Source organism: Streptomyces sp. 378 (assembly GCF_030124145.1).
Lineage (GTDB): Bacteria > Actinomycetota > Actinomycetes > Streptomycetales > Streptomycetaceae > Streptomyces.
In genome coordinates this window covers 112,096-131,473 of record NZ_JASKMS010000017.1, presented here as the reverse complement: position 1 = coordinate 131,473, position 19,378 = coordinate 112,096, and the positions used below count along the sequence as shown (strand labels likewise).

14 protein-coding genes and 1 riboswitch are annotated in these 19,378 nt (G+C 73.2%); of the genes, 10 read left to right on the top strand and 4 right to left on the bottom strand.

The features are described 5' to 3' along the window. Positions 1-108 precede the first annotated feature (108 nt). Positions 109-1,707, bottom strand: a complete 1,599-nt coding sequence (locus QNO09_RS22970) for an ABC-F family ATP-binding cassette domain-containing protein (RefSeq protein WP_283972128.1) — start codon at positions 1,705-1,707, stop codon at positions 109-111. Between the two features lie 252 nt (positions 1,708-1,959). On the opposite strand from QNO09_RS22970, the gene QNO09_RS22965 reads away from it, so the two are divergent. Continuing rightward, positions 1,960-2,373, top strand: a complete 414-nt coding sequence (locus QNO09_RS22965; RefSeq protein ID WP_283972127.1) for a VOC family protein — start codon at positions 1,960-1,962, stop codon at positions 2,371-2,373. A 37-nt stretch (positions 2,374-2,410) separates the two neighbouring features. Here QNO09_RS22965 and QNO09_RS22960 read toward each other — a convergent pair whose 3' ends face one another. From QNO09_RS22960 to QNO09_RS22950, 3 genes are all read right to left on the bottom strand, one after another. Beyond that, positions 2,411-3,811, bottom strand: a complete 1,401-nt coding sequence (locus tag QNO09_RS22960) for a hypothetical protein (protein WP_283972126.1) — start codon at positions 3,809-3,811, stop codon at positions 2,411-2,413. Between the two features lie 259 nt (positions 3,812-4,070). Further along, positions 4,071-5,195, bottom strand: coding sequence for an alpha/beta hydrolase family protein (locus QNO09_RS22955; RefSeq protein WP_283972125.1), 1,125 nt, complete (start codon positions 5,193-5,195; stop codon positions 4,071-4,073). 83 nt (positions 5,196-5,278) lie between these two features. After that, on the bottom strand, positions 5,279-6,007 hold the full coding sequence (locus tag QNO09_RS22950; protein WP_283972124.1) for a class II aldolase/adducin family protein: 729 nt from the start codon (positions 6,005-6,007) through the stop codon (positions 5,279-5,281). A gap of 588 nt (positions 6,008-6,595) precedes the next feature. Between QNO09_RS22950 and QNO09_RS22945 the strand changes: the two genes are divergently transcribed. The 9 genes from QNO09_RS22945 to cobI all read left to right on the top strand — a co-directional run bounded on the left by QNO09_RS22945 (position 6,596) and on the right by cobI (position 19,368). After that, entirely contained in the window at positions 6,596-7,843 is a 1,248-nt protein-coding gene (locus QNO09_RS22945) for an inorganic phosphate transporter (protein ID WP_283972123.1), read from the top strand. Between the two features lie 34 nt (positions 7,844-7,877). After that, entirely contained in the window at positions 7,878-8,099 is a 222-nt protein-coding gene (locus QNO09_RS22940; protein ID WP_283972122.1) for a hypothetical protein, read from the top strand. 154 nt (positions 8,100-8,253) lie between these two features. Further along, positions 8,254-8,373, top strand: a riboswitch (cobalamin riboswitch). Positions 8,374-8,473: 100 nt separating this feature from the next. Then, positions 8,474-9,409 (top strand): cobalamin biosynthesis protein, encoded by a 936-nt coding sequence (locus QNO09_RS22935; protein WP_283972121.1) that lies wholly within the window; start codon positions 8,474-8,476, stop codon positions 9,407-9,409. 1 nt (position 9,410) lies between these two features. Then, on the top strand, positions 9,411-10,919 hold the full coding sequence (locus QNO09_RS22930) for a cobyric acid synthase (RefSeq protein WP_283972120.1): 1,509 nt from the start codon (positions 9,411-9,413) through the stop codon (positions 10,917-10,919). Further along, positions 10,916-14,572: a cobaltochelatase subunit CobN gene (gene cobN / locus QNO09_RS22925; RefSeq protein WP_283972119.1), complete on the top strand. Its 3,657-nt coding sequence runs from the start codon at positions 10,916-10,918 to the stop codon at positions 14,570-14,572. Before QNO09_RS22930 ends, cobN begins: the two co-directional genes overlap by 4 nt. Continuing rightward, a complete protein-coding gene (locus QNO09_RS22920) occupies positions 14,569-16,572 on the top strand; it encodes a putative cobaltochelatase (protein ID WP_283972118.1) in 2,004 nt (667 codons plus the stop codon). The genes cobN and QNO09_RS22920 overlap by 4 nt, the downstream gene beginning before the upstream one ends. Continuing rightward, entirely contained in the window at positions 16,572-17,171 is a 600-nt protein-coding gene (gene cobO, locus QNO09_RS22915) for a cob(I)yrinic acid a,c-diamide adenosyltransferase (protein ID WP_283972117.1), read from the top strand. The genes QNO09_RS22920 and cobO overlap by 1 nt, the downstream gene beginning before the upstream one ends. Further along, positions 17,168-18,640 carry a cobyrinic acid a,c-diamide synthase CobB gene (locus QNO09_RS22910; RefSeq protein WP_283972116.1) on the top strand — a complete coding sequence of 491 codons (1,473 nt, stop codon included), beginning with the start codon at positions 17,168-17,170 and terminating at the stop codon, positions 18,638-18,640. Before cobO ends, QNO09_RS22910 begins: the two co-directional genes overlap by 4 nt. Beyond that, positions 18,637-19,368, top strand: coding sequence for a precorrin-2 C(20)-methyltransferase (gene cobI / locus QNO09_RS22905; protein WP_283972115.1), 732 nt, complete (start codon positions 18,637-18,639; stop codon positions 19,366-19,368). Before QNO09_RS22910 ends, cobI begins: the two co-directional genes overlap by 4 nt. Positions 19,369-19,378: the final 10 nt, after the last annotated feature.

The window sequence follows — 19,378 nt, the reverse complement described above, 5'->3', positions numbered from 1 at the left end:
CTCGGCCGCGAAATCGATGTAGGACACACCTCGGTACGAGGAGATCTCACACAGATGATGGATCACCGCTGGGCCGAATGATCCATACGCCGTTGATCACGCATTCGATCAAGCGAGAGCGACGAGATCCGCGTAGTCGGCGCCCCACAGGTCCTCGACACCGTCCGGCAGCAGGATGATCCGCTCCGGCTGGAGCGCCTCGACCGCACCCTCGTCGTGGGTGACGAGGACGACCGCGCCCTTGTACGTGCGCAGCGCGCCGAGGATCTCCTCGCGGCTGGCCGGGTCGAGGTTGTTGGTCGGCTCGTCGAGGAGCAGCACGTTGGCTGAGGACACCACCAGCGTGGCCAGGGCGAGCCGGGTCTTCTCACCGCCGGACAGGACGCCGGCCGGCTTGTCGACGTCGTCGCCGGAGAACAGGAACGAGCCGAGCGTCTTGCGGACCTCCACCAGGTCCAGGTCGGGGGCGGCCGAGCGCATGTTCTCCAGGACCGTGCGCTCCGGGTCGAGGGTCTCGTGCTCCTGCGCGTAGTAGCCGAGCTTGAGGCCGTGGCCCTCGATGACCCTGCCGGTGTCGGGCTTCTCCGCCCCGCCGAGCAGGCGCAGCAGAGTCGTCTTGCCCGCGCCGTTGAGGCCGAGGATGACGACGCGCGAGCCCTTGTCGATGGCCAGGTCGACGTCGGTGAAGATCTCCAGCGATCCGTAGGACTTCGACAGGCCCTCGGCCATGAGCGGGGTCTTGCCGCACGGCGAGGGCTCGGGGAAGCGGAGCTTGGCGACCTTGTCGGACTTGCGCTCGGCCTCCAGGCCGGCCAGCAGCTTGTCCGCCCGGCGGGCCATGTTCTGCGCGGCGACGGTCTTGGTGGCCTTGGCCCGCATCTTGTCGGCCTGCGAATGCAGCGCGGACGCCTTCTTCTCGGCGTTCTGCCGCTCGCGCTTGCGGCGCTTCTCGTCGGCCTCGCGCTGCTGCTGGTAGAGCTTCCAGCCCATGTTGTAGACGTCGATCTGGGCGCGGTTGGCGTCCAGGTAGAACACCTTGTTGACGACCGTCTCGACCAGGTCGACGTCGTGGGAGATCACGATGAAGCCGCCGCGGTAGGTCTTCAGGTAGTCGCGCAGCCAGACGATCGAGTCGGCGTCGAGGTGGTTGGTGGGCTCGTCGAGCAGCAGGGTGTCCGCGTCGGAGAAGAGGATCCGCGCCAGCTCGATACGGCGGCGCTGACCGCCGGAGAGGGTGTGCAGCGGCTGGCCGAGCACCCGGTCGGGCAGGTTGAGCGCGGCGGCGATGGTGGCGGCCTCGGCCTCGGCGGCGTACCCGCCCTTGGTGAGGAATTCCGTCTCCTGGCGCTCGTACTGCTTGAGCGCCTTCTCGCGGGTGGAGCCCTGGCCGTTGGCGATGCGCTGTTCGTTGTCGCGCATCTTGCGGATCAGCACGTCCAGGCCGCGGGCGGACAGGATGCGGTCGCGGGCCAGGATGTCGAGGTCGCCGGTGCGGGGGTCCTGCGGGAGGTAACCGACCTCGCCGGAGCGGGTGATGGTGCCGCCGGCCGGGATGCCCTCGCCCGCCAGGCACTTGGTGAGGGTGGTCTTCCCCGCGCCGTTGCGGCCGACCAGGCCGATGCGGTCGCCCTTGGCGATGCGGAACGAGGCGTTTTCGATGAGGACGCGGGCACCGGCGCGCAGCTCGATACCGGAGGCGGAGATCACGGACAGACTCCAGGGCGGATACGGGGGCGGGATGGACGGCTGAGGACGTTCCCGCCGTCTAATGCGCGAGGAGAATGGCCATGAGGACAGTCTAACGGGGACGTGCAACCACTTTTTCTGTGTGCGGGTGTTCGATCATCGGCGGCCGGACGCGGGGCCGCTGTCAGTACCCGGTGGAAGACTGAGCGGTGGGCCGGACTCCGGCTCCTCCCGGCGGGGGGACACGCAGCGAGACACGAGGAAGTGATCGCCATGGCAGGCACGTCCGGCGGGCGCCCGAGCATCTACCCCACGCTGCTGTACGCCGACGCGAAGGCGGCGATCCGGCAGCTCACGGAGGCCTTCGGCTTCACGGAGCTGTCGGTGTACGAGGGCGAGGACGGCTCGGTGACACACGCCGAGCTGGCGCAGGGCAACGGCGCGGTGATGGTCGGCACCAAGGGCCACGGCGGCGTGTTCGACGCGGCCATGAAGAACGCGGGCACCACGGGGGTGTACGTGGTGGTGGACGACGTCGACGGCCACCACCGGCACGCCGTGGACCACGGCGTGGAGGTCCTGATGCCCCCGACGGACCAGGACTACGGATCGCGGGACTACATGGCCCGGGACCTCGAGGGCAACGTGTGGAGCTTCGGGACGTACGCGCCCGAGATAGCGGGCTGACGGCCGCGGGGCGGGCCGCGGGGGCGCCCCGCGGGGCTCAGCTGCCGCCGGTGTGCACCTGGAAGGCGGCCCGGCGCACCGCCTTGGCCAGCGCCGGGTCGGGGTGCGCGGCGGCGAGGGCCACCAGGACCTGCACGGTGCGCGGGTGGCCGACGGCGCGTACCTCGTCCAGGAGCATCGGGACGGTCGGCTGCACCGCGGACTCCAGGTGGCGCACGAGCAGCGGCGCCTCACCGTGGTCGGCGACGGCTGCGGCGGTGTCCACCCACAGCCAGGTCGCCTCCTGGCGGGTGAGGACCTCGTGGGCGTCCTCCGGGTCGGTCCCGTCGTGTTCGGCCAGCCACAGCAGCGCGTACGGCCTGAGCGTCGGCTCGGTCAGCACGGCGCGGACGTCCGGCTCGGCGGGGGCGCCGACCACGCGCAGGGCCTCGAAGGCGAGGCCGCGCAGCAGGGCGTCCTCGCCGCGGGCGGCGCCGAGGAGCTCGGTGACGGCGCTGCCGACGGGGCGGGCGGCGAGCCAGGCGCGGTACTCGGCACGGGCCGCGTTGGGGCGTAGCTGGGCACAGCCGCGGAGCATGTCCTCGGCGGCCTGCTCGATGTTCCCGGCGGGGCTCTGCGCGGCGACGCAGATCTGCTCCAGCTTGACCCAGACGGCCCAGCTGCCGAGCGGGGTGAGCGTGGCCTGGCCGTCGCCGTAGGTGAGGGCGCCGACGGAGGCGAGGGCGCGCAGGGCCCAGTCGAGCAGGGGGGCGAGGGGGGCGTCGGTGGGCTCCGGTTCGGCCGGCGGCTCGGGCTGGGGGCCGTAGGGGATCTCGCAGCGGGCGGTGCGCAGCTCGGTGACGCGCTGCTCCAGGAGGTCGAGGAGCTGCTCGACGGGGACGGGCCCGGCGGACAGCTGGAGGAAGGAGAGCACCTGTGGCATGGCCGAGACGACCTCGGCGACGGCGGCGGGCTCGTGCTCCGCGGGCTCCGGATGGGCGAGCGACCAGGCGTCGAAGAGTGCGACCCAGCCGCGCAGCACGGCACTGTCGTCGCGGTCCCAGGCGCGCAGCCGCCAGCCGGGGCGGGCGCTGTCGCCGTGCACCTCGACGAGACCGGCGAGGCGGGCGGTGTCCCAGTCGGCTCTGACCTGAGCCGGGGTCAGACCCAGCTCACGGGCGGCCCGTTCCGCGGTCGCGTCGGAGAGGGTGGCCTTGCCGTCGTCGGTGGCGCTGTCCCGGCCGGGGCCGAGCGCGGCGTCGGCCCAGCGGGCGACGCGGGCCGCGTCGGCGAGACCTGAGCGTGCCATTCTGGCCAGTTCCGCCGGTGCCGGAGTGCCCTCCGGGGGGCGTGGTGCGGGTCGGCGCGAGCGCCGCTGGTTCATCGCTGGAGGGGCGGCGGCCAGGGGTCGCGGGCGGACGAGTCGAAGCCTGGAGTCGCGCGGGATACGGGACGTCACGGGTGCAGTCTTCCGGTTGACGGTCCGAAAACCCAAACGGAATGTCACGGCGGGCGACGGGGATGGCCAACGCACCGGTTGCCGGAAGTGGTCGAGGGCCGGGAACCGGCCAGTGGTACGACGCTAAACGGAATCGTCGCGACCGGTCGGCGGGGAGGGGGAAGAGGCGTGGTTGCGACGGGGCGAAGAGGGCGTGAACGGGGGGGGTGCGCCAGAAGCCGCGACAGGGGCCGCACTCCAGCGGCGGATATGAACGAGGTCACATGAGGGGGGTCAGGAAGCGCCTGAGGGCTTCCTCGTAGGCCTTGGGATCGGCGTTCCACATGGCTCCGTGGGGGGCGCCGCGGACGGTGTGGAAGGCGACCATGTCGGGGCGGGCGTCGGCCAGACGGCGCGAGAGCTGCCAGGGGGCGACGGCGTCGTCCGGCCCGTGGAGGACGAGCACCGGGACCCGGAGCTCGTCGGCCGGGAGGGTGCCCGCGACGCGGTCGGCGGACAGGCCGGTGCGGCCCTGGGCGGCGCGGACCGCGAGGGGCAGCAGCGCGCCCGGGGTACGGCGGGCCGAGGCGAGGGCGCGCAGGGTGGTCTCCCAGCTGAGCACCGGGGAGTCCAGGACGAGCCCGGAGATCCGCTCGCGCATGCCGGACCGCGCGGCGGCGCGCAGGGCCATGGTGGCGCCGGTGGACCAGCCGTGCAGGACGACCTGGCGGGCTCCGTGGCGCACGGCGTGGCGGATGGCCGCGTCGAGGTCGCGCCACTCGGTCTCGCCGAGGTGGTTCAGGCCGTCGGGCGGGCGGGGCGCGCCCAGGTCGCCGCGGTAGGCGAGGGCGAGCACCGGGAACTGGCTGCGGTGCAGGAATCCCATGACGTTCAGGGCGAGTTCCCGGGTGGTGCCCAGGCCGTGCACGGCGATCACCCAGGTGTCCCGCTTGCCCGGCACGAACCACGCGGGCAGGGCGCCGAGTTCGCCGGGGATGTCGACGTCGGCGTGTTCGAGCCCGAGGGCGCCCGGGTTGCCGACGTACACGTTCGGGGTGAGCCACACCTTGTCGCCGGACGCCAGTGTGCCGTGCGTGACGCTCTCCAGCCGGCGCACGACGGTGTCGGCGGAGTGCGAGGCGCCGGCCAGGACGGGGCCGACGACCGCGTGGGAGCCGTCCCCGGACAGGCCGTAACGGCCGGGGCGCAGGGCGGCGAGGTCCCGGGTGAGGCTGATGCGCCCGGCGGCGGTGCCGTGCACGGTGAGCCGGGGTTCGGTGGGCAGGGGCCTGCCGGGGGGCGCCTTGAGCGCGGCGTCGCTGGCGAGCCGGCCGGCGGCCACCGCGGCGGCACCGGCTCCGATCACGGCGGTGACGGCAGCGGCCGTCGCTCTGACAGTGCGCACGGCTCCAGTGTCCTGGCGGATGCCGTGGGCGACCAGTGGGGGGGCGACGGCGGGGTGACGTCCGCGGCGGCCGCCCGGACGGCTCAGCCTCGCTGGCCGTAGCCGCGCAGGCGCTCCTCCACCTCGGTGAGCTGTTCCCGGGACAGCAGGCCGGGGGTCAGGCCCGGCACAGAGGAGGCGGTCAGCCACAGGCGGCACATCCACTCCAGCTGGGCGGTGCGGTCGTAGGCCTGGGCGAGGGTGCCGCCGTAGGTGACGGTGCCGTGGTTCTGGAGGAGGCAGCCGGAGCGGCCGGCGAGGGCGCGGAGCATGTTCTCGGCCAACTCGTCGGTGCCGTACGTGGCGTACGGGGCGACCCGGACGGGGCCGCCGAGCGCCGCGGCCATGTAGTGGATCAGCGGGAGCTCGCGCACGAGCGTCGAGACGGCCGTCGCGTGCACGGCGTGGGTGTGGACGACGGCCAGGGCGCCGGTCGTGCGGTAGACGGCGAGGTGCATGGGCAGCTCACTGGTCGGGACGAGCGTGCCGAGGACCTGCCGGCCGTCGAGGTCGACGCCGGTCACGTCGTCCGGCGCCAGTCGGTCGTAGGGCACACCCGACGGCGTGACCAGGACCGTGTCGCCGACGCGCACCGACACGTTGCCGGACGTGCCGACGACGAGTCCGTCCGCGACCGTCCGGCGGGCCGTCGCGACGAGGTCCTCCCAGGCCCGCGCCTCCTCGGGGCGCACACTCCCGCGCCGCTCCCCCGCGCCCGGTCCGGCCTGCCGTGCGTCTCCCGTGCCCCGCTCGTCGCCTCGCTGCTCAGCCATGCCGCGATCCTGCCAGGCGGAGGCTCAACGCGCCGCCGGGCGGGGCATGTTACGCGGCGGGAGATCTACGGACATTCACCGATCTTCCGGTGCGCTCCGGGGGATTCCGCCGTGCACGTCGCCGTCCCGGACCGGACAGAACCCACCGCCGCCCGCGCGCGACATCGCATACAACCCGCAGGACAGCCGGCACGGCTGCTGCGGCCTGCCCGGGCAGGGCGGGGACGGTCGGCCGGACCAAGTCGTTCGGTGACGAGACCGAGCGGCCGACCGGCCGCCGACCGGTGATGTGCGCGACCGCCCGAGGGTGGATCACCGGCACCGGCGACAGCGGCCCCTCCGCGGCCGGTCACGCCCCGGCAGCGGCAGCCACTCCCTGCCGGGTGACCGAAATCTCTTCAGCGGGTCGCTCGATCGGCTGAAGCGGTTCGCACGAGGCTCGTGACCAACGGGCGCCGGGGCCGCCGTTCCGGGGCGGAGTCGCGACCCTCTTCTGCGGTCACCCCCACGACCTTCCCAGTTCATCTTCCGTTCATCCAGGTTGCCTACGTTCATCCGGTCAATGACCTCGAACGATTGCCTGGGTAAATGGAAAGCTTCTCGCTGATCCTCGCGATTGTGGTCGTAACCGCACTCGCGTTCGATTTCACGAACGGTTTCCACGACACCGCGAACGCCATGGCCACGACCATCTCCACGGGCGCCATGAAGCCCAAGCCGGCGGTGGCCATGTCCGCGGTTCTCAACCTGGTCGGCGCCTTCCTGTCCGTCGAAGTCGCCAACACGATCTCCAAGGGCCTCGTCGACGAGGCCGGCATCCGTCCCGAGGTCATCTTCGCCGCCTTGGTCGGCGCGATCCTCTGGAACCTGCTGACCTGGCTGGTCGGTCTGCCGTCCAGCTCCTCCCACGCACTCATGGGCGGTCTGATCGGCGCCACGATCGCCTCGGCGGGCGTCGGCGCGGTGCACGGCGACGTGCTGGTCACCAAGGTGCTCATCCCGGCGATCGCCGCCCCGCTGGTCGCGGGCGTCGCGGCGATGCTCGCCACACGGCTGACCTACTCCCTCGGCCGCAAGGCCGACGGCGAGGCGTCCAAGAAGGGCTACCGATCCGGCCAGATCGCCTCCGCGGGCCTGGTCTCCCTGGCCCACGGCACCAACGACGCCCAGAAGACGATGGGTGTCATCACCCTCGCCCTGGTCGCCGGCGGCGCCGTCGCCCCCGACTCCGACCCGCCCATGTGGGTCATCCTCTCGGCGGGTCTCGCCATCGCGCTCGGCACGTACCTGGGTGGCTGGCGCATCATCCGCACCATGGGCAAGGGACTGACCGACCTCCAGCCGCAGCAGGGCTTCGCCGCCCAGACCTCCGCGGCCACGGTCATCCTGGCCTCCTCGCACCTCGGCTTCTCCCTCTCCACGACGCACTCCGTGTCCGGTTCGGTCATGGGCGCGGGGCTGGGCCGCAAGGGCGGAGTGGTCCGCTGGTCCACCGCGACGCGGATGTTCGTCGCCTGGGGCCTGACACTGCCGGCGGCCGCCCTGGTGGCCGCCCTCGCCGAGTACGTCACCGGCTTCGGCAGCTGGGGCACCGCCGCGGTGGCCGTCTTCCTCATCGCCTCCAGCGCGGCGATCTGGAAGCTGTCGCGGCGTGAGGTCGTCGACCACACGAACGTCAACGACACCGACGCGGCGGAGCCGGCCGGTGTGGTGACCGCGGCGATGGCCGCGGTCACGCCGCCGCCCGCGGGCGGCACGGTCGCCGAGGAGCCGGTCCACCCGTTCCCGGCCCAGGCCACCGCCGAACGGACGCCGACCACGACCACCACGGTCTGACCCCGCCCACCGGTTACAAGGAAGAGTCTCCGATATGAAGATCGACTGGGCGGCCCTCGGCTCCGTCTTCGGTGTCAGCCTCGTGGCCACCGTGGCCCTCGTCGGCCTGTTCACCCTCGGCATCACCGGCCTGTCGCGCCGCGAGCGCGCGGTGGCGCAGGGCGGGTCCGCCGGGCTCGCGGTCACGGGAGCGTACACGTGCTTCGCGGCGTGCGCGGCGGCCGTGGGCTACGGGATCTACCTGATCGTGGCCTGACGGCCCGACCGCACATCGTGTCCGCCGGGCGGTGCGGGACTTCGGTCCCGCGCCGCCCGGTCGTCGTGTGCGGGAAGGGGCCGGTGTGGGGTTCTCCACACTCTCCCCTCGCAGGTCAACGGCAAGTTGACGGCGATTGCCGGCCGTGGTGGACTGCCGGGGCCAGTACGGCGGCAGGAGAGGAAGCCGGTGAGATTCCGGCGCGGTCCCGCCACTGTCACCGGGGTGACGATCCCCGGGAGCCAGGAACTCTCGCCGCCGGTCTCGTCGAACCAGGGCGTGGACACCCTGAGTGAGGACACGTATCGCCATGCGCGGCTGCCGATCCCGTTCCAACACGCCACCTCCGCCCGCCCTTCCGGCCGGCTGAGCCCATGGGTGCCGGTCGCGTCTTCGCGTACGGCGCCGCCGCCGGTCTGATCGGTGACCTGCTGCTCGGTGATCCTCGCCGGGGGCATCCGGTCGCCGCGTTCGGACGGGCCGCGGGCGCCGTGGAACGGGTGTTGTGGCGGGACCACCGCGGGTGGGGCGCGCTGCACACCGCCGTGTGCACCTCGGGGGCCGTCGCGCTCGGTTCCGTCGCCGCGCGTGCCGTGCGGACGTCCTCCATCGCCTCCGTCGCGCTGACGGGTGCCACCACCTGGGCCGTCGTCGGGGGGACTTCGCTCGCCCGGGAGGCGCGTGCCGTCGGGCGTGCCCTGGAGGCCGGTGACGTCGAGACGGCCCGGGCCCGGCTGCCGCATCTGTGCGGGCGGGACCCTCAGGCCCTCGATGCCGACGGGATCGCCCGGGCCGTGGTCGAGTCGGTCGCCGAGAACACCTCCGACGCGGTGGTGGGCGCCCTGGTGTGGGGAGCCGTCGGCGGGGTGCCGGGGCTGCTCGGGTTCCGGGCCGTCAACACCCTGGACGCGATGGTCGGACACAAGTCGGCCCGCTACCGGCGGTACGGGTGGGCCTCCGCGCGGCTGGACGATGTCGCGGGCTGGCCGGGAGCGCGGCTGACCGCGGTCCTCGCGGCCCTGGCCGGGCCGGATCCCCGGGGCGCCGTGCGGGCCTGGCGGGCCGACGCGGCGAAGCATCCGAGCCCCAACGCCGGTCCCGTGGAGGCCTCTTTCGCGGGGGCTCTCGGGGTGCGGCTGGGCGGGAGGCTCTCGTACGGCGGGCGGGTGGAGCACCGGCCCGTGCTGAACACGCAAGGGCGTGCCGTCGGCACGCGCGATGTCGAACGGGCCGTGCGGCTGTCGCGGCGCGTCACCTGGCTCGCGCTCGGGGTGTGCGCCGGCGCGCGGTTGCTCAAGAGGGGGAAATGACGTGAGCGGTGGTCTTCTCGTCGCCGGTACCACCTCCGACGCGGGCAAGAGCGTCGTGACCGCCGGGATCTGCCGGTGGCTGGTGCGGCAGGGCGTCAAGGTCGCGCCCTTCAAGGCGCAGAACATGTCCCTGAACTCCTTCGTGACGAAGGAGGGGGCCGAGATCGGGCGGGCGCAGGCCATGCAGGCGCAGGCCTGCCGCGTCGAGCCGACCGCGCTGATGAATCCCGTGCTGCTCAAGCCCGGGGGTGAGCAGAGCAGTCAGGTCGTGCTGCTGGGCAAGCCGGTCGGGGAGATGAGTGCGCGCGGGTACCACGGCGGGCGGCAGCAGAGACTGCTCGGGACGGTGCTGGACTGCCTGGAGCAGTTGCGGGGCACGTATGACGCGGTGATCTGTGAGGGTGCCGGTTCTCCCGCCGAGATCAACCTGCGGCGGACGGACATCGTGAACATGGGGATCGCCCGGAACGCCGGGCTGCCCGTGCTCGTGGTCGGCGACATCGACCGGGGTGGGGTGTTCGCCTCGTTCTTCGGGACGGTGGCGCTGCTGTCGCCCGAGGACCAGGCATGTGTCGCCGGGTTCCTCGTCAACAAGTTCCGCGGGGACGTCTCCCTGCTGGAGCCGGGTCTGGACATGCTGCGCGACCTCACCGGACGGCGTACGTACGGCGTGCTGCCGTTCCGGCACGGGCTCGGGATCGACGAGGAGGACGGGCTGCGCGTCTCCCTGCGGGGAGCGGTGCGGGAGTCCGTCGTCGCCCCGCCGGTCGGCGAGGACGTGCTGCGCGTCGCGGTCTGCGCCGTGCCGCTCATGTCCAACTTCACCGACGTGGACGCGCTGGCGGCCGAACCGGGCGTCGTGGTGCGGTTCGTGGACCGGCCGGAGGAACTGTCCGACGCCGACCTCGTCATCGTGCCCGGCACCCGCGGGACGGTCCGCGCGCTGGAGTGGCTGCGCGAGCGCGGCCTCGCCGACGCGCTGGCCCGCAGGGCCGCCGAACAGCGGCCCGTCCTCGGCGTCTGCGGCGGTTTCCAGATCCTCGGCGAGCACATCGAGGACGACGTCGAGAGCCGACGGGGGCATGTCGACGGGCTCGGGATCCTGCCCGTGCGGGTGCGGTTCGCCCGCGAGAAGACCCTCACCCGGCCGGCGGGCGAGGCCCTCGGCGAGCGGGTGGAGGGCTACGAGATCCATCACGGCGTCGCCGACGTCACCGGAGGAATCCCCTTCCTGGACGGCTGCCGGGTCGGCCAGACCTGGGGCACCCACTGGCACGGCTCACTGGAGTCGGACGGTTTCCGGCGGGCCTTTCTGCGGGAGGTGGCGGCCGCCGCGGGCCGCCGCTTCGTGCCCGCGCCGGACACCTCGTTCGCCGCGCTGCGCGAGGAGCAGCTCGACCGGCTCGGCGACCTGATCGAACAGCACGCGGACACGGACGCGCTGTGGCGGCTCATCGAGTCCGGCGCGCCACAAGGACTGCCCTTCATTCCACCGGGAGCGCCCGCATGAGCACAGTGTTGTTGTTGTCGACCGCCGACACGGACCTGCTGGCGGCCCGGGCCGCCTCCGGTGCCGACTACCGGATCGGCAACCCCACCCGCGTGGACGTCCGGGAGGAGCTTCCGGCCCTGCTGGACGGCGCCGGCATCGCCGTCGTCCGGCTGCTCGGCGGCAAGCGGGCCTGGGAGGACGGGCTCGCCGCCCTGAAGGCCTCCGGCATCCCCACCGTGCTGCTGGGCGGGGAGGCCGTGCCGGACGCGGAGTTGATGGCCGAGTCGTCCGTCCCGGCCGGTGTCGTGGCCGAGGCGCTGAAGTACCTCGTGGAGGGCGGGCCGGACAACCTCACCGAACTCGCCCGGTTCCTCTCGGACACCGTGCTGCTGACGGGCGAGGGGTTCGTCGAGCCGCGCAAGATGCCGGAGTACGGCGTGCACGGCGAGCGCTCCCGGGTGGAGGGCCGGCCGACCGTCGGCGTGCTCTTCTACCGGGCGCACCACCTGAGCGGCAACACCGCCTTCGTCGACACCCTGTGCGACGCGATCGAGGCGCGGGGCGCCAACGCGCTGCCCGTGTACTGCGGTTCGCTGCGCGGCGCGGACCCGGGGCTGTACGAGATCCTCGGGCGGGCGGACACCCTGGTCGCGACCGTGCTCGCCGCCGGCGGCACCCATGCCTCGCAGGCCTCGGCCGGCGGTGACGAGGAGGCCTGGGACATCGGCGCCCTCGCCGAGCTGAACATCCCCGTGCTGCAGGGCCTCTGTCTGACGTCCTCGCGGCAGGCCTGGGCGGAGTCGGACGCCGCCCTCTCCCCCATGGACGCCGCGATGCAGGTGGCGATCCCGGAGTTCGACGGGCGGCTGATCACCGTGCCGTTCTCCTTCAAGGAGCAGGGCCCGGACGACGTGCCCGTGTACGTCGCCGACCCGGAGCGGGCCGCGCGCGTCGCCGGCATCGCCGTACGGCACGCGCGACTGCGGCACAGGGAGAACGCCGAGAAGAAGCTGGCGCTGGTCTTCACCGCGTACCCGACCAAGCACTCCCGGGTCGGCAACGCGGTCGGACTCGACACCCCGGCCTCGGCGGTGCGGGTGCTGGACGCGCTGCGTGACGCCGGGTATCTCGTCGAGGGGCACCCGGCGGAGGGTGACGAGCTGATCCACCGGCTCATCAACGCCGGCGGCCACGACGTGGAGTGGCTGACGGAGGAGCAGCTGGCCGCCGCGCCCGCGCGGGTGCCGCTGGCCGACTACCGGACGTGGTTCGAGAAGCTCGACCCGGAGCTGAAGGACGCCATGACCGAGGCCTGGGGTGAGCCGCCGGGCAGTCTCTACGTCGACGGGGACGACATCGTGCTGGCGTCCCTGCAGTTCGGGAACGTCGTCGTGATGATCCAGCCGCCGCGCGGTTTCGGCGAGAACCCGATCGCGATCTACCACGACCCGGACATGCCGCCGTCCCACCACTACCTGGCGGCCTACCGGTGGCTGGAGAACAGTTTCGGTGCCGACGCCATCGTCCACATGGGCAAGCACGGCACCATGGAGTGGCTGCCCGGCAAGGGCCTCGGGCTCGGCGGGGGCTGTGCCCCGGACGCGGTCCTCGGAGACCTGCCGCTGATCTACCCGTTCATCGTCAACGACCCGGGCGAGGGCACCCAGGCCAAGCGGCGCGGGCACGCCACGGTCGTGGACCACCTCGTGCCGCCGATGGCCCGCGCCGACACCTACGGCGACCTGGCCAAGCTGGAGCAGCTCCTCGACGAGTACGCGCTCGTGTCGGACCTGGACCCGACGAAGGCCCCGACCGTACGCGCCCAGATCTGGACGCTGGTCAAGGCGGCCGAACTCCACCACGACCTGCACGTCGACGAGCAGCCGGACGACGAGGCGTTCGACGAGTTCGTCATGCACATCGACGGCTATCTGTGCGAGATCAAGGACGTGCAGATCCGCGACGGCCTGCACATCCTGGGCGGCGGGCCGGTCGGTGAGCCGCGCGTCAACCTCGTGCTGGCCGTGCTGCGCGCCTCGCAGGTGTGGGGTGGGCAGGCCAACGCGCTGCCGGGGCTCAGGGCCTCGCTGGCGCGGCACTTCGGTCTGGTGGAGAAGGAACTGCTGGCCGAGCCGGGCGCTGCGGTGAAGGCGCCCGTGGAGCTGACGGACCTGGTGGACGGCCCGGCCCGCAGCGCCGCCGACGCGATCGACCTGCTGGAGCAGCTGTGCCGGCGGATCGCGGAGGGCATGGAGGAGCGCGGCTGGGCCGTCGCCGAGAGCGCGCCGCTGATCCGGGAGGTCCTCGGCGCCGAACTGCCCGAGGCCGTCGCCGTGCTGGAGTTCGCCTGCGCCGAGGTCGTGCCGCGGCTGGAGAAGACCACCGACGAGATCGGGCACATCCTGCGGGCCCTGGAGGGCGGCTACGTGCCGGCCGGACCGTCCGGTTCGCCGACCCGCGGGCTCGTCAACGTCCTGCCGACGGGCCGGAACTTCTACTCCGTCGACCCCAAGGCCATTCCGTCCCGGCTGAGCTGGGAGGTCGGGCAGTCGCTCGCGGACTCGCTGGTGCAGCGGTATCTGCAGGACACCGGCGAGTACCCGACGTCCGTCGGTCTGACGGTGTGGGGCACCTCGGCCATGCGCACCCAGGGCGACGACATCGCCGAGATCCTGGCGCTGCTGGGCTGCCGGCCGGTGTGGGACGACGCCTCGCGGCGCGTGACCGGGTTCGAGGTGATCCCCCTGGCCGAGCTCGGCCGGCCGCGCATCGACGTCACGGTCCGCATCTCGGGCTTCTTCCGGGATGCGTTCCCGCACGTGGTGGGGCTGATCGACGACGCCGTGCGCACGGTCGCCGACCTGGACGAACCGGCCGAGTCCAACCACGTCCGGGCGCACGCCGACCAGGACACCGCCGAGCACGGGGACCGCCGGCGGGCCACCGCCCGTATCTTCGGCTCCAAGCCGGGGGCGTACGGGGCCGGTCTGCTGCCGCTGATCGACGCCCGCAACTGGCGCTCCGACGCGGACCTCGCCGAGGTGTACGCGGTGTGGGGCGGTTACGCCTACGGGCGAGGGCTCGACGGCCGGGCCGCGCGCGGGGACATGGAGACGGCGTTCAAGCGGATCGCCGTGGCAGCGAAGAACGTCGACACCCGCGAGCACGACCTGGTCGACGCCGACGACTACTTCCAGTACCACGGCGGCATGGTCGCCATGGTGCGGCACCTGACGGGGACGAGCCCCGAGGCGTACGTCGGTGACTCGGCCACCCCGGACCAGGTGAAGACCCGCACGCTCGGTGAGGAGACGCACCGCGTCTTCCGCGCCCGGGTGGTCAACCCGCGCTGGATGGCGGCGATGCGGCGGCACGGCTACAAGGGCGCCTTCGAGATGGCGGCCACCGTGGACTACCTGTTCGGGTACGACGCCACGGCCGGGGTCGTGGACGACTGGATGTACGAGAAGCTCAGCGCCGAGTACGTCTTCGACCCGGAGAACCGGGACTTCATGAAGAAGTCCAACCCGTGGGCGCTGCGCGGCATCACCGAGCGGTTGCTGGAGGCGGCCGAGCGCGGACTGTGGGCCGAGCCGGACGCGGAGACGCTGGAGCGGCTGCGGGCCACCTACCTGGAACTCGAAGGCGACTTGGAGGGCGACGACAAGTGAGCACCCCCTTTCCGTTCACGGCCGTCGTGGGCCAGGACGACCTGCGGCTCGCGCTGCTGCTGAACGCGGTCTCACCGGCGGTCGGCGGTGTGCTGGTGCGCGGTGAGAAGGGCACGGCCAAGTCGACCGCGGTGCGGGCGCTGGCGGCGCTGCTGCCGGCGGTCCCGGTCGTCCCGGGATGCCGTTTCTCGTGCGATCCCGCCTCCCCCGACCCGGCGTGCCCGGACGGGCCGCACGAGGCCGGCACCGGCGTCGAGCGGCCCGCCCGGATGGTCGAGCTGCCCGTCGGCGCCTCCGAGGACCGGCTGGTCGGCGCGCTGGACATCGAGCGGGCCCTGTCCGAGGGTGTGAAGGCCTTCGAGCCGGGCCTGCTCGCCGACGCGCACCGCGGGATCCTCTACGTCGACGAGGTCAACCTCCTCCACGACCACCTGGTCGACCTGCTGCTGGACGCCGCCGCGATGGGCGCCTCCTACGTGGAGCGCGAGGGCGTCTCCGTGCGGCACGCCGCCCGCTTCCTGCTCGTGGGCACCATGAACCCCGAAGAGGGCGAGCTGCGGCCGCAGTTGCTCGACCGGTTCGGGCTGACCGTGGAGGTCGCGGCCTCGCGGGAGCCGGACCAGCGGGTGCAGGTCGTGCGGCGGCGCCTGGCCTACGACGACGACCCCGGCGGATTCGCCGCGCGCTGGGCCGAGGAGGAGGCCGCCGTACGGGCGCGGATCATCGCGGCGCGGGAGCTGCTGCCGTCCGTGCGGCTGGGCGACGGTGCGCTGCGGCAGATCGCGGCGACCTGCGCGGCCTTCGAGGTGGACGGCATGCGCGCGGACATCGTGATGGCGCGCACCGCCACCGCGCTGGCGGCCTGGGCCGGGCGCACGGAGGTGCTCGCCGAGGACGTCCGGCAGGCGGCGCTGCTCGCACTGCCGCACCGGCGGCGGCGCAACCCCTTCGACGCGCCGGGGCTCGACGAGGACAAGCTGGACGAGACGCTGGAGGAGTTCGGCGGCTCGGACGAGGACGATCCGGACCCGGACCCGGACCCGGGGCCGGACGGACCGGGCGGGGGCGGTGGACAGCCGGAACCCGACGACGCTCCGCAGGGCGACGGCGACACCGGGGCCCGGCCCGAGGCCGGGGAGAACGGGCAGCCGCAGCCCTCGGGGGGCGGTGAGCAGTCGGCCGTACGGGCTTCCGAACCGTTCCGGACGAAGGTGCTGAGCGTGCCCGGGATCGGCGAGGGGGCCGCCGGGCGGCGTTCGCGGGCGCGGACCGAGCAGGGGCGGACGACGGGTGCCCGGCGACCGCGGGGCGCGCTCACCAAGCTGCACCTGGCGGCGACCGTGCAGGCCGCGGCACCCCACCAGCGGGCACGCGGACGCTCCGGACCGGGCCTGGTCGTGCGCCGGGACGATCTGCGGCAGGCCGCCCGCGAAGGGCGCGAGGGCAATCTCGTGCTGTTCGTCGTGGACGCCTCCGGTTCGATGGCGGCACGCCAGCGGATGAGCGCGGTGAAGGGCGCCGTGCTGTCGCTGCTGCTGGACGCCTACCAGCGGCGCGACAAGGTGGGCCTGGTGACCTTCCGCGGCTCGGTCGCGGACGTCGCGCTGCCGCCGACCTCGTCGGTGGACGCCGCGGCGGCCCGCCTGGAGACGCTGCCGACCGGCGGGCGCACACCGCTCGCCGCCGGGCTGCTGCGCGCCCACGACGTGCTGCGCGTGGAGCGGCTGCGCGATCCCGCGCGGCGGCCGCTGGTCGTGGTCGTGACGGACGGGCGGGCCACCGGTGGCCCGGAGCCCGTCGCCCTGGCCGGGCGCGCGGCCCGGCTGTTCGCGGCCGACGGGGTCGCCTCGGTGGTCGTGGACTGCGAGTCGGGGCCGGTGCGGCTGGGACTCGCCGGGCAGCTCGCGGGTGAACTGGGCGGTACGGCCGTGACCTTGGACGAGCTGCGGGCGGACAGCATCGCCGGGCTCGTGAAGGACGTACAGAGGAGGGCCGCGTAATGCCGCAGGGACAGCCGAGTGTGGTGCCGGACGACGGGCTGACGACACGGCAGCGCCGGAACCGTCCGCTGGTCGTCGTGCATACGGGCGTCGGCAAGGGCAAGTCCACCGCCGCCTTCGGGCTCGCGCTGCGGGCCTGGAACCAGGGGTGGCCGATCGGGGTGTTCCAGTTCGTCAAGTCGGCGAAGTGGAAGGTCGGCGAGGAGAACGCGCTGCGGGTGCTCGGCGCCTCCGGCGAGGGCGGGTCCGTCGACTGGCACAAGATGGGCGAGGGCTGGTCCTGGGTGCAGCGCGATGCCCAGATGGACAACGAGGACAAGGCCCGGGAGGGCTGGGAGCAGGTCAAGCGTGACCTGGCCGCCGAGACGTACCGGCTGTACGTGCTGGACGAGTTCGCCTACCCGATGCACTGGGGCTGGGTGGACACGGACGAGGTGATCTCCGTGCTGCGGGACCGGCCGGGGACGCAGCATGTCGTCATCACCGGGCGGAACGCGCCGGGCAAGCTCGTGGACTTCGCCGATCTCGTGACCGACATGTCCAAGGTCAAGCATCCGATGGACGCGGGCCAGAAGGGCCAGAGGGGCATCGAGTGGTGAGTGCTTCCGTCCCTCGGCTGGTCATCGCCGCGCCCTCCTCGGGCAGCGGCAAGACCACCGTCGCCACGGGGTTGATGGCCGCGTTCGCCGCGCGGGGGCTCGTCGTGTCCCCGCACAAGGTCGGGCCGGACTACATCGACCCCGGGTACCACGCGCTCGCGACCGGGCGGGTGGGACGGAACCTCGACGCGTACCTGTGCGGGCCCGAGCTGGTCGGGCCGCTGTTCCTGCACGGTGCGCGGGGGTGTGACATCGCGGTCGTCGAGGGCGTGATGGGGCTGTACGACGGGGCCGCCGGAGAGGGTGAGCTCGCCTCGACGGCTCATGTCGCCAAGCTGTTGCGGGCGCCGGTGGTGCTGGTCGTCGACGCGTCGTCGCAGTCGCGGTCGGTGGCGGCGCTGGTGCACGGGTTCGCGTCCTGGGACCCGGAGGTGCGGGTCGGGGGCGTGATCCTGAACAAGGTCGCCTCGGACCGGCACGAGGAGTTGCTGCGGGAGGCGCTGGAGCAGGCCGGGGTGCCGGTGCTGGGCGCCTTGCGGCGGGCTGCGCAGGTGTCCACGCCTTCTCGGCATCTCGGTCTGGTCCCTGTAGCCGAACGGCAGGGTGCGGCGGCCGAGGCCGTTGCTGCGATGGCCGCGCAGGTCGTGGACGGTTGTGACCTGGGGGCGTTGGAAGCCCTGGCACGTGCGGCCGGAGCCGTACCAGGGGGCTTCGCCCCCTGGACCCCCGCCTCGCCCGCCTCGCCCGCCTCGCCCGCCCACCACCCGACACGGTCGGACGTGAGGCCGGAGACCCCCGCCGGCCCGACGCGGGAGGACGAAAGGCGAGCGGCCCACGCCGGCCCGACACACTCGGACGAGCAGAGCGCGCCCGTCGTCGCCGTTGCCGGCGGTCCGGCGTTCACCTTCTCCTACGCCGAGCACACCGAGCTGCTCACCGCCGCCGGGGCGGAGGTCGTCGTCTTCGATCCGCTGCGGGACGAGGAACTGCCCGAGGGGACCGCAGGGTTGGTGATCGGGGGCGGGTTCCCCGAGGTGTACGCCTCGGAGCTGTCCGCCAACGAACCCCTGCGCAAGGCCGTAGGCGAGCTGGCGGGAAGCGGCGCTCCCGTCGCCGCCGAGTGCGCGGGGCTGCTGTACCTGTGCCGGGAGCTGGACGGGCTGCCGATGTGCGGGGTGCTGGACGCCGAGGCGCGGATGACCGAGCGGCTCACCCTGGGCTACCGGGACGCCGTGGCCGTGGGTGACAGTGTGCTCGCGGCGGCCGGGACCCGGATGCGGGGGCACGAGTTCCACCGGACCGTGGTGGAGCCCGGCTCGGGGACGGAGCCCGCCTGGGGGGTCCGCGGCCCCCGGCCGCGGGTCGAAGGTTTCGTACAGCGCGGTGTGCACGCGAGCTATCTGCACACGCACTGGGCGTCCGAGCCCGGTGTCGCCCGTCGGTTCGTGGAGAGGTGCCGGACGTCATGAGCAGCAGGCTGGTCGGAGTCGGGGTGGGCCCCGGTGATCCGGAGCTGGTGACCGTCAAGGGCGTGAACGCCCTGCGGGAGGCGGACGTGGTCGTCGTGCCCGTGATGGACACCCTGGAGCGCGGTCGGGCCGAGGCGACCGTGTTGCACTACGTGCCCGAGGAGAAGGTCGTCCGGGTCGTGTTCGCGCTGAACGAGCGCAGCGACCGGGGGCGGCGCGAGGCGGCGTGGGACGCGGCCGGGGGGCGGGTCGCCGAGCTGCTGAGGGATCACGGCAGCGTCGCCTTCGCGACCATCGGCGATCCCAACGTGTACTCGACCTTCACGTACCTCGCGCAGACCATCGTCGAGCTGGTGCCGGGCGTGATCGTGGAGACCGTCCCCGGGATCACCGCCATGCAGGACCTCGCCGCCCGGTCGGGCGCCGTGCTGACCGAGGGCACCGAGCCGCTGACGCTCGTGCCCGTCACCGCGGGGGCGACCGTGCTGAAGGAGGCGCTGGCGGGGCCCGGGACCGTCGTCGCCTACAAGTTCGGGCGGCAGGCGCACGAGGTCGCCGGGGCGCTGCGGGAGACCGGGCGGCTCGCCGACGCCGTGTGGGGGTCGGCGCTCGGTCTGCCGGAGGAGTCCATCCGCCCGGCGGCCGCGCTGGACGGCGCTCCCCTGCCGTACCTGTCGACGCTCATCGCCCCCGCGCGGCGCGACGGCGGACGCGGCGGCAAGCTGTGACACCCGTGAA

Coding starts and splice junctions, on each gene's coding strand:
- QNO09_RS22945 (WP_283972123.1), top strand. CDS start 6,596: ATGGAAAGCTTCTCGCTGATCCTCGCGATTGTGGTCGTAACCGCACTC.
- cobN (WP_283972119.1), top strand. CDS start 10,916: ATGAGCACAGTGTTGTTGTTGTCGACCGCCGACACGGACCTGCTGGCG.
- QNO09_RS22950 (WP_283972124.1), bottom strand. CDS start 6,007: ATGGCTGAGCAGCGAGGCGACGAGCGGGGCACGGGAGACGCACGGCAG.
- QNO09_RS22935 (WP_283972121.1), top strand. CDS start 8,474: ATGGGTGCCGGTCGCGTCTTCGCGTACGGCGCCGCCGCCGGTCTGATC.
- cobO (WP_283972117.1), top strand. CDS start 16,572: ATGCCGCAGGGACAGCCGAGTGTGGTGCCGGACGACGGGCTGACGACA.
- cobI (WP_283972115.1), top strand. CDS start 18,637: ATGAGCAGCAGGCTGGTCGGAGTCGGGGTGGGCCCCGGTGATCCGGAG.
- QNO09_RS22940 (WP_283972122.1), top strand. CDS start 7,878: ATGAAGATCGACTGGGCGGCCCTCGGCTCCGTCTTCGGTGTCAGCCTC.
- QNO09_RS22965 (WP_283972127.1), top strand. CDS start 1,960: ATGGCAGGCACGTCCGGCGGGCGCCCGAGCATCTACCCCACGCTGCTG.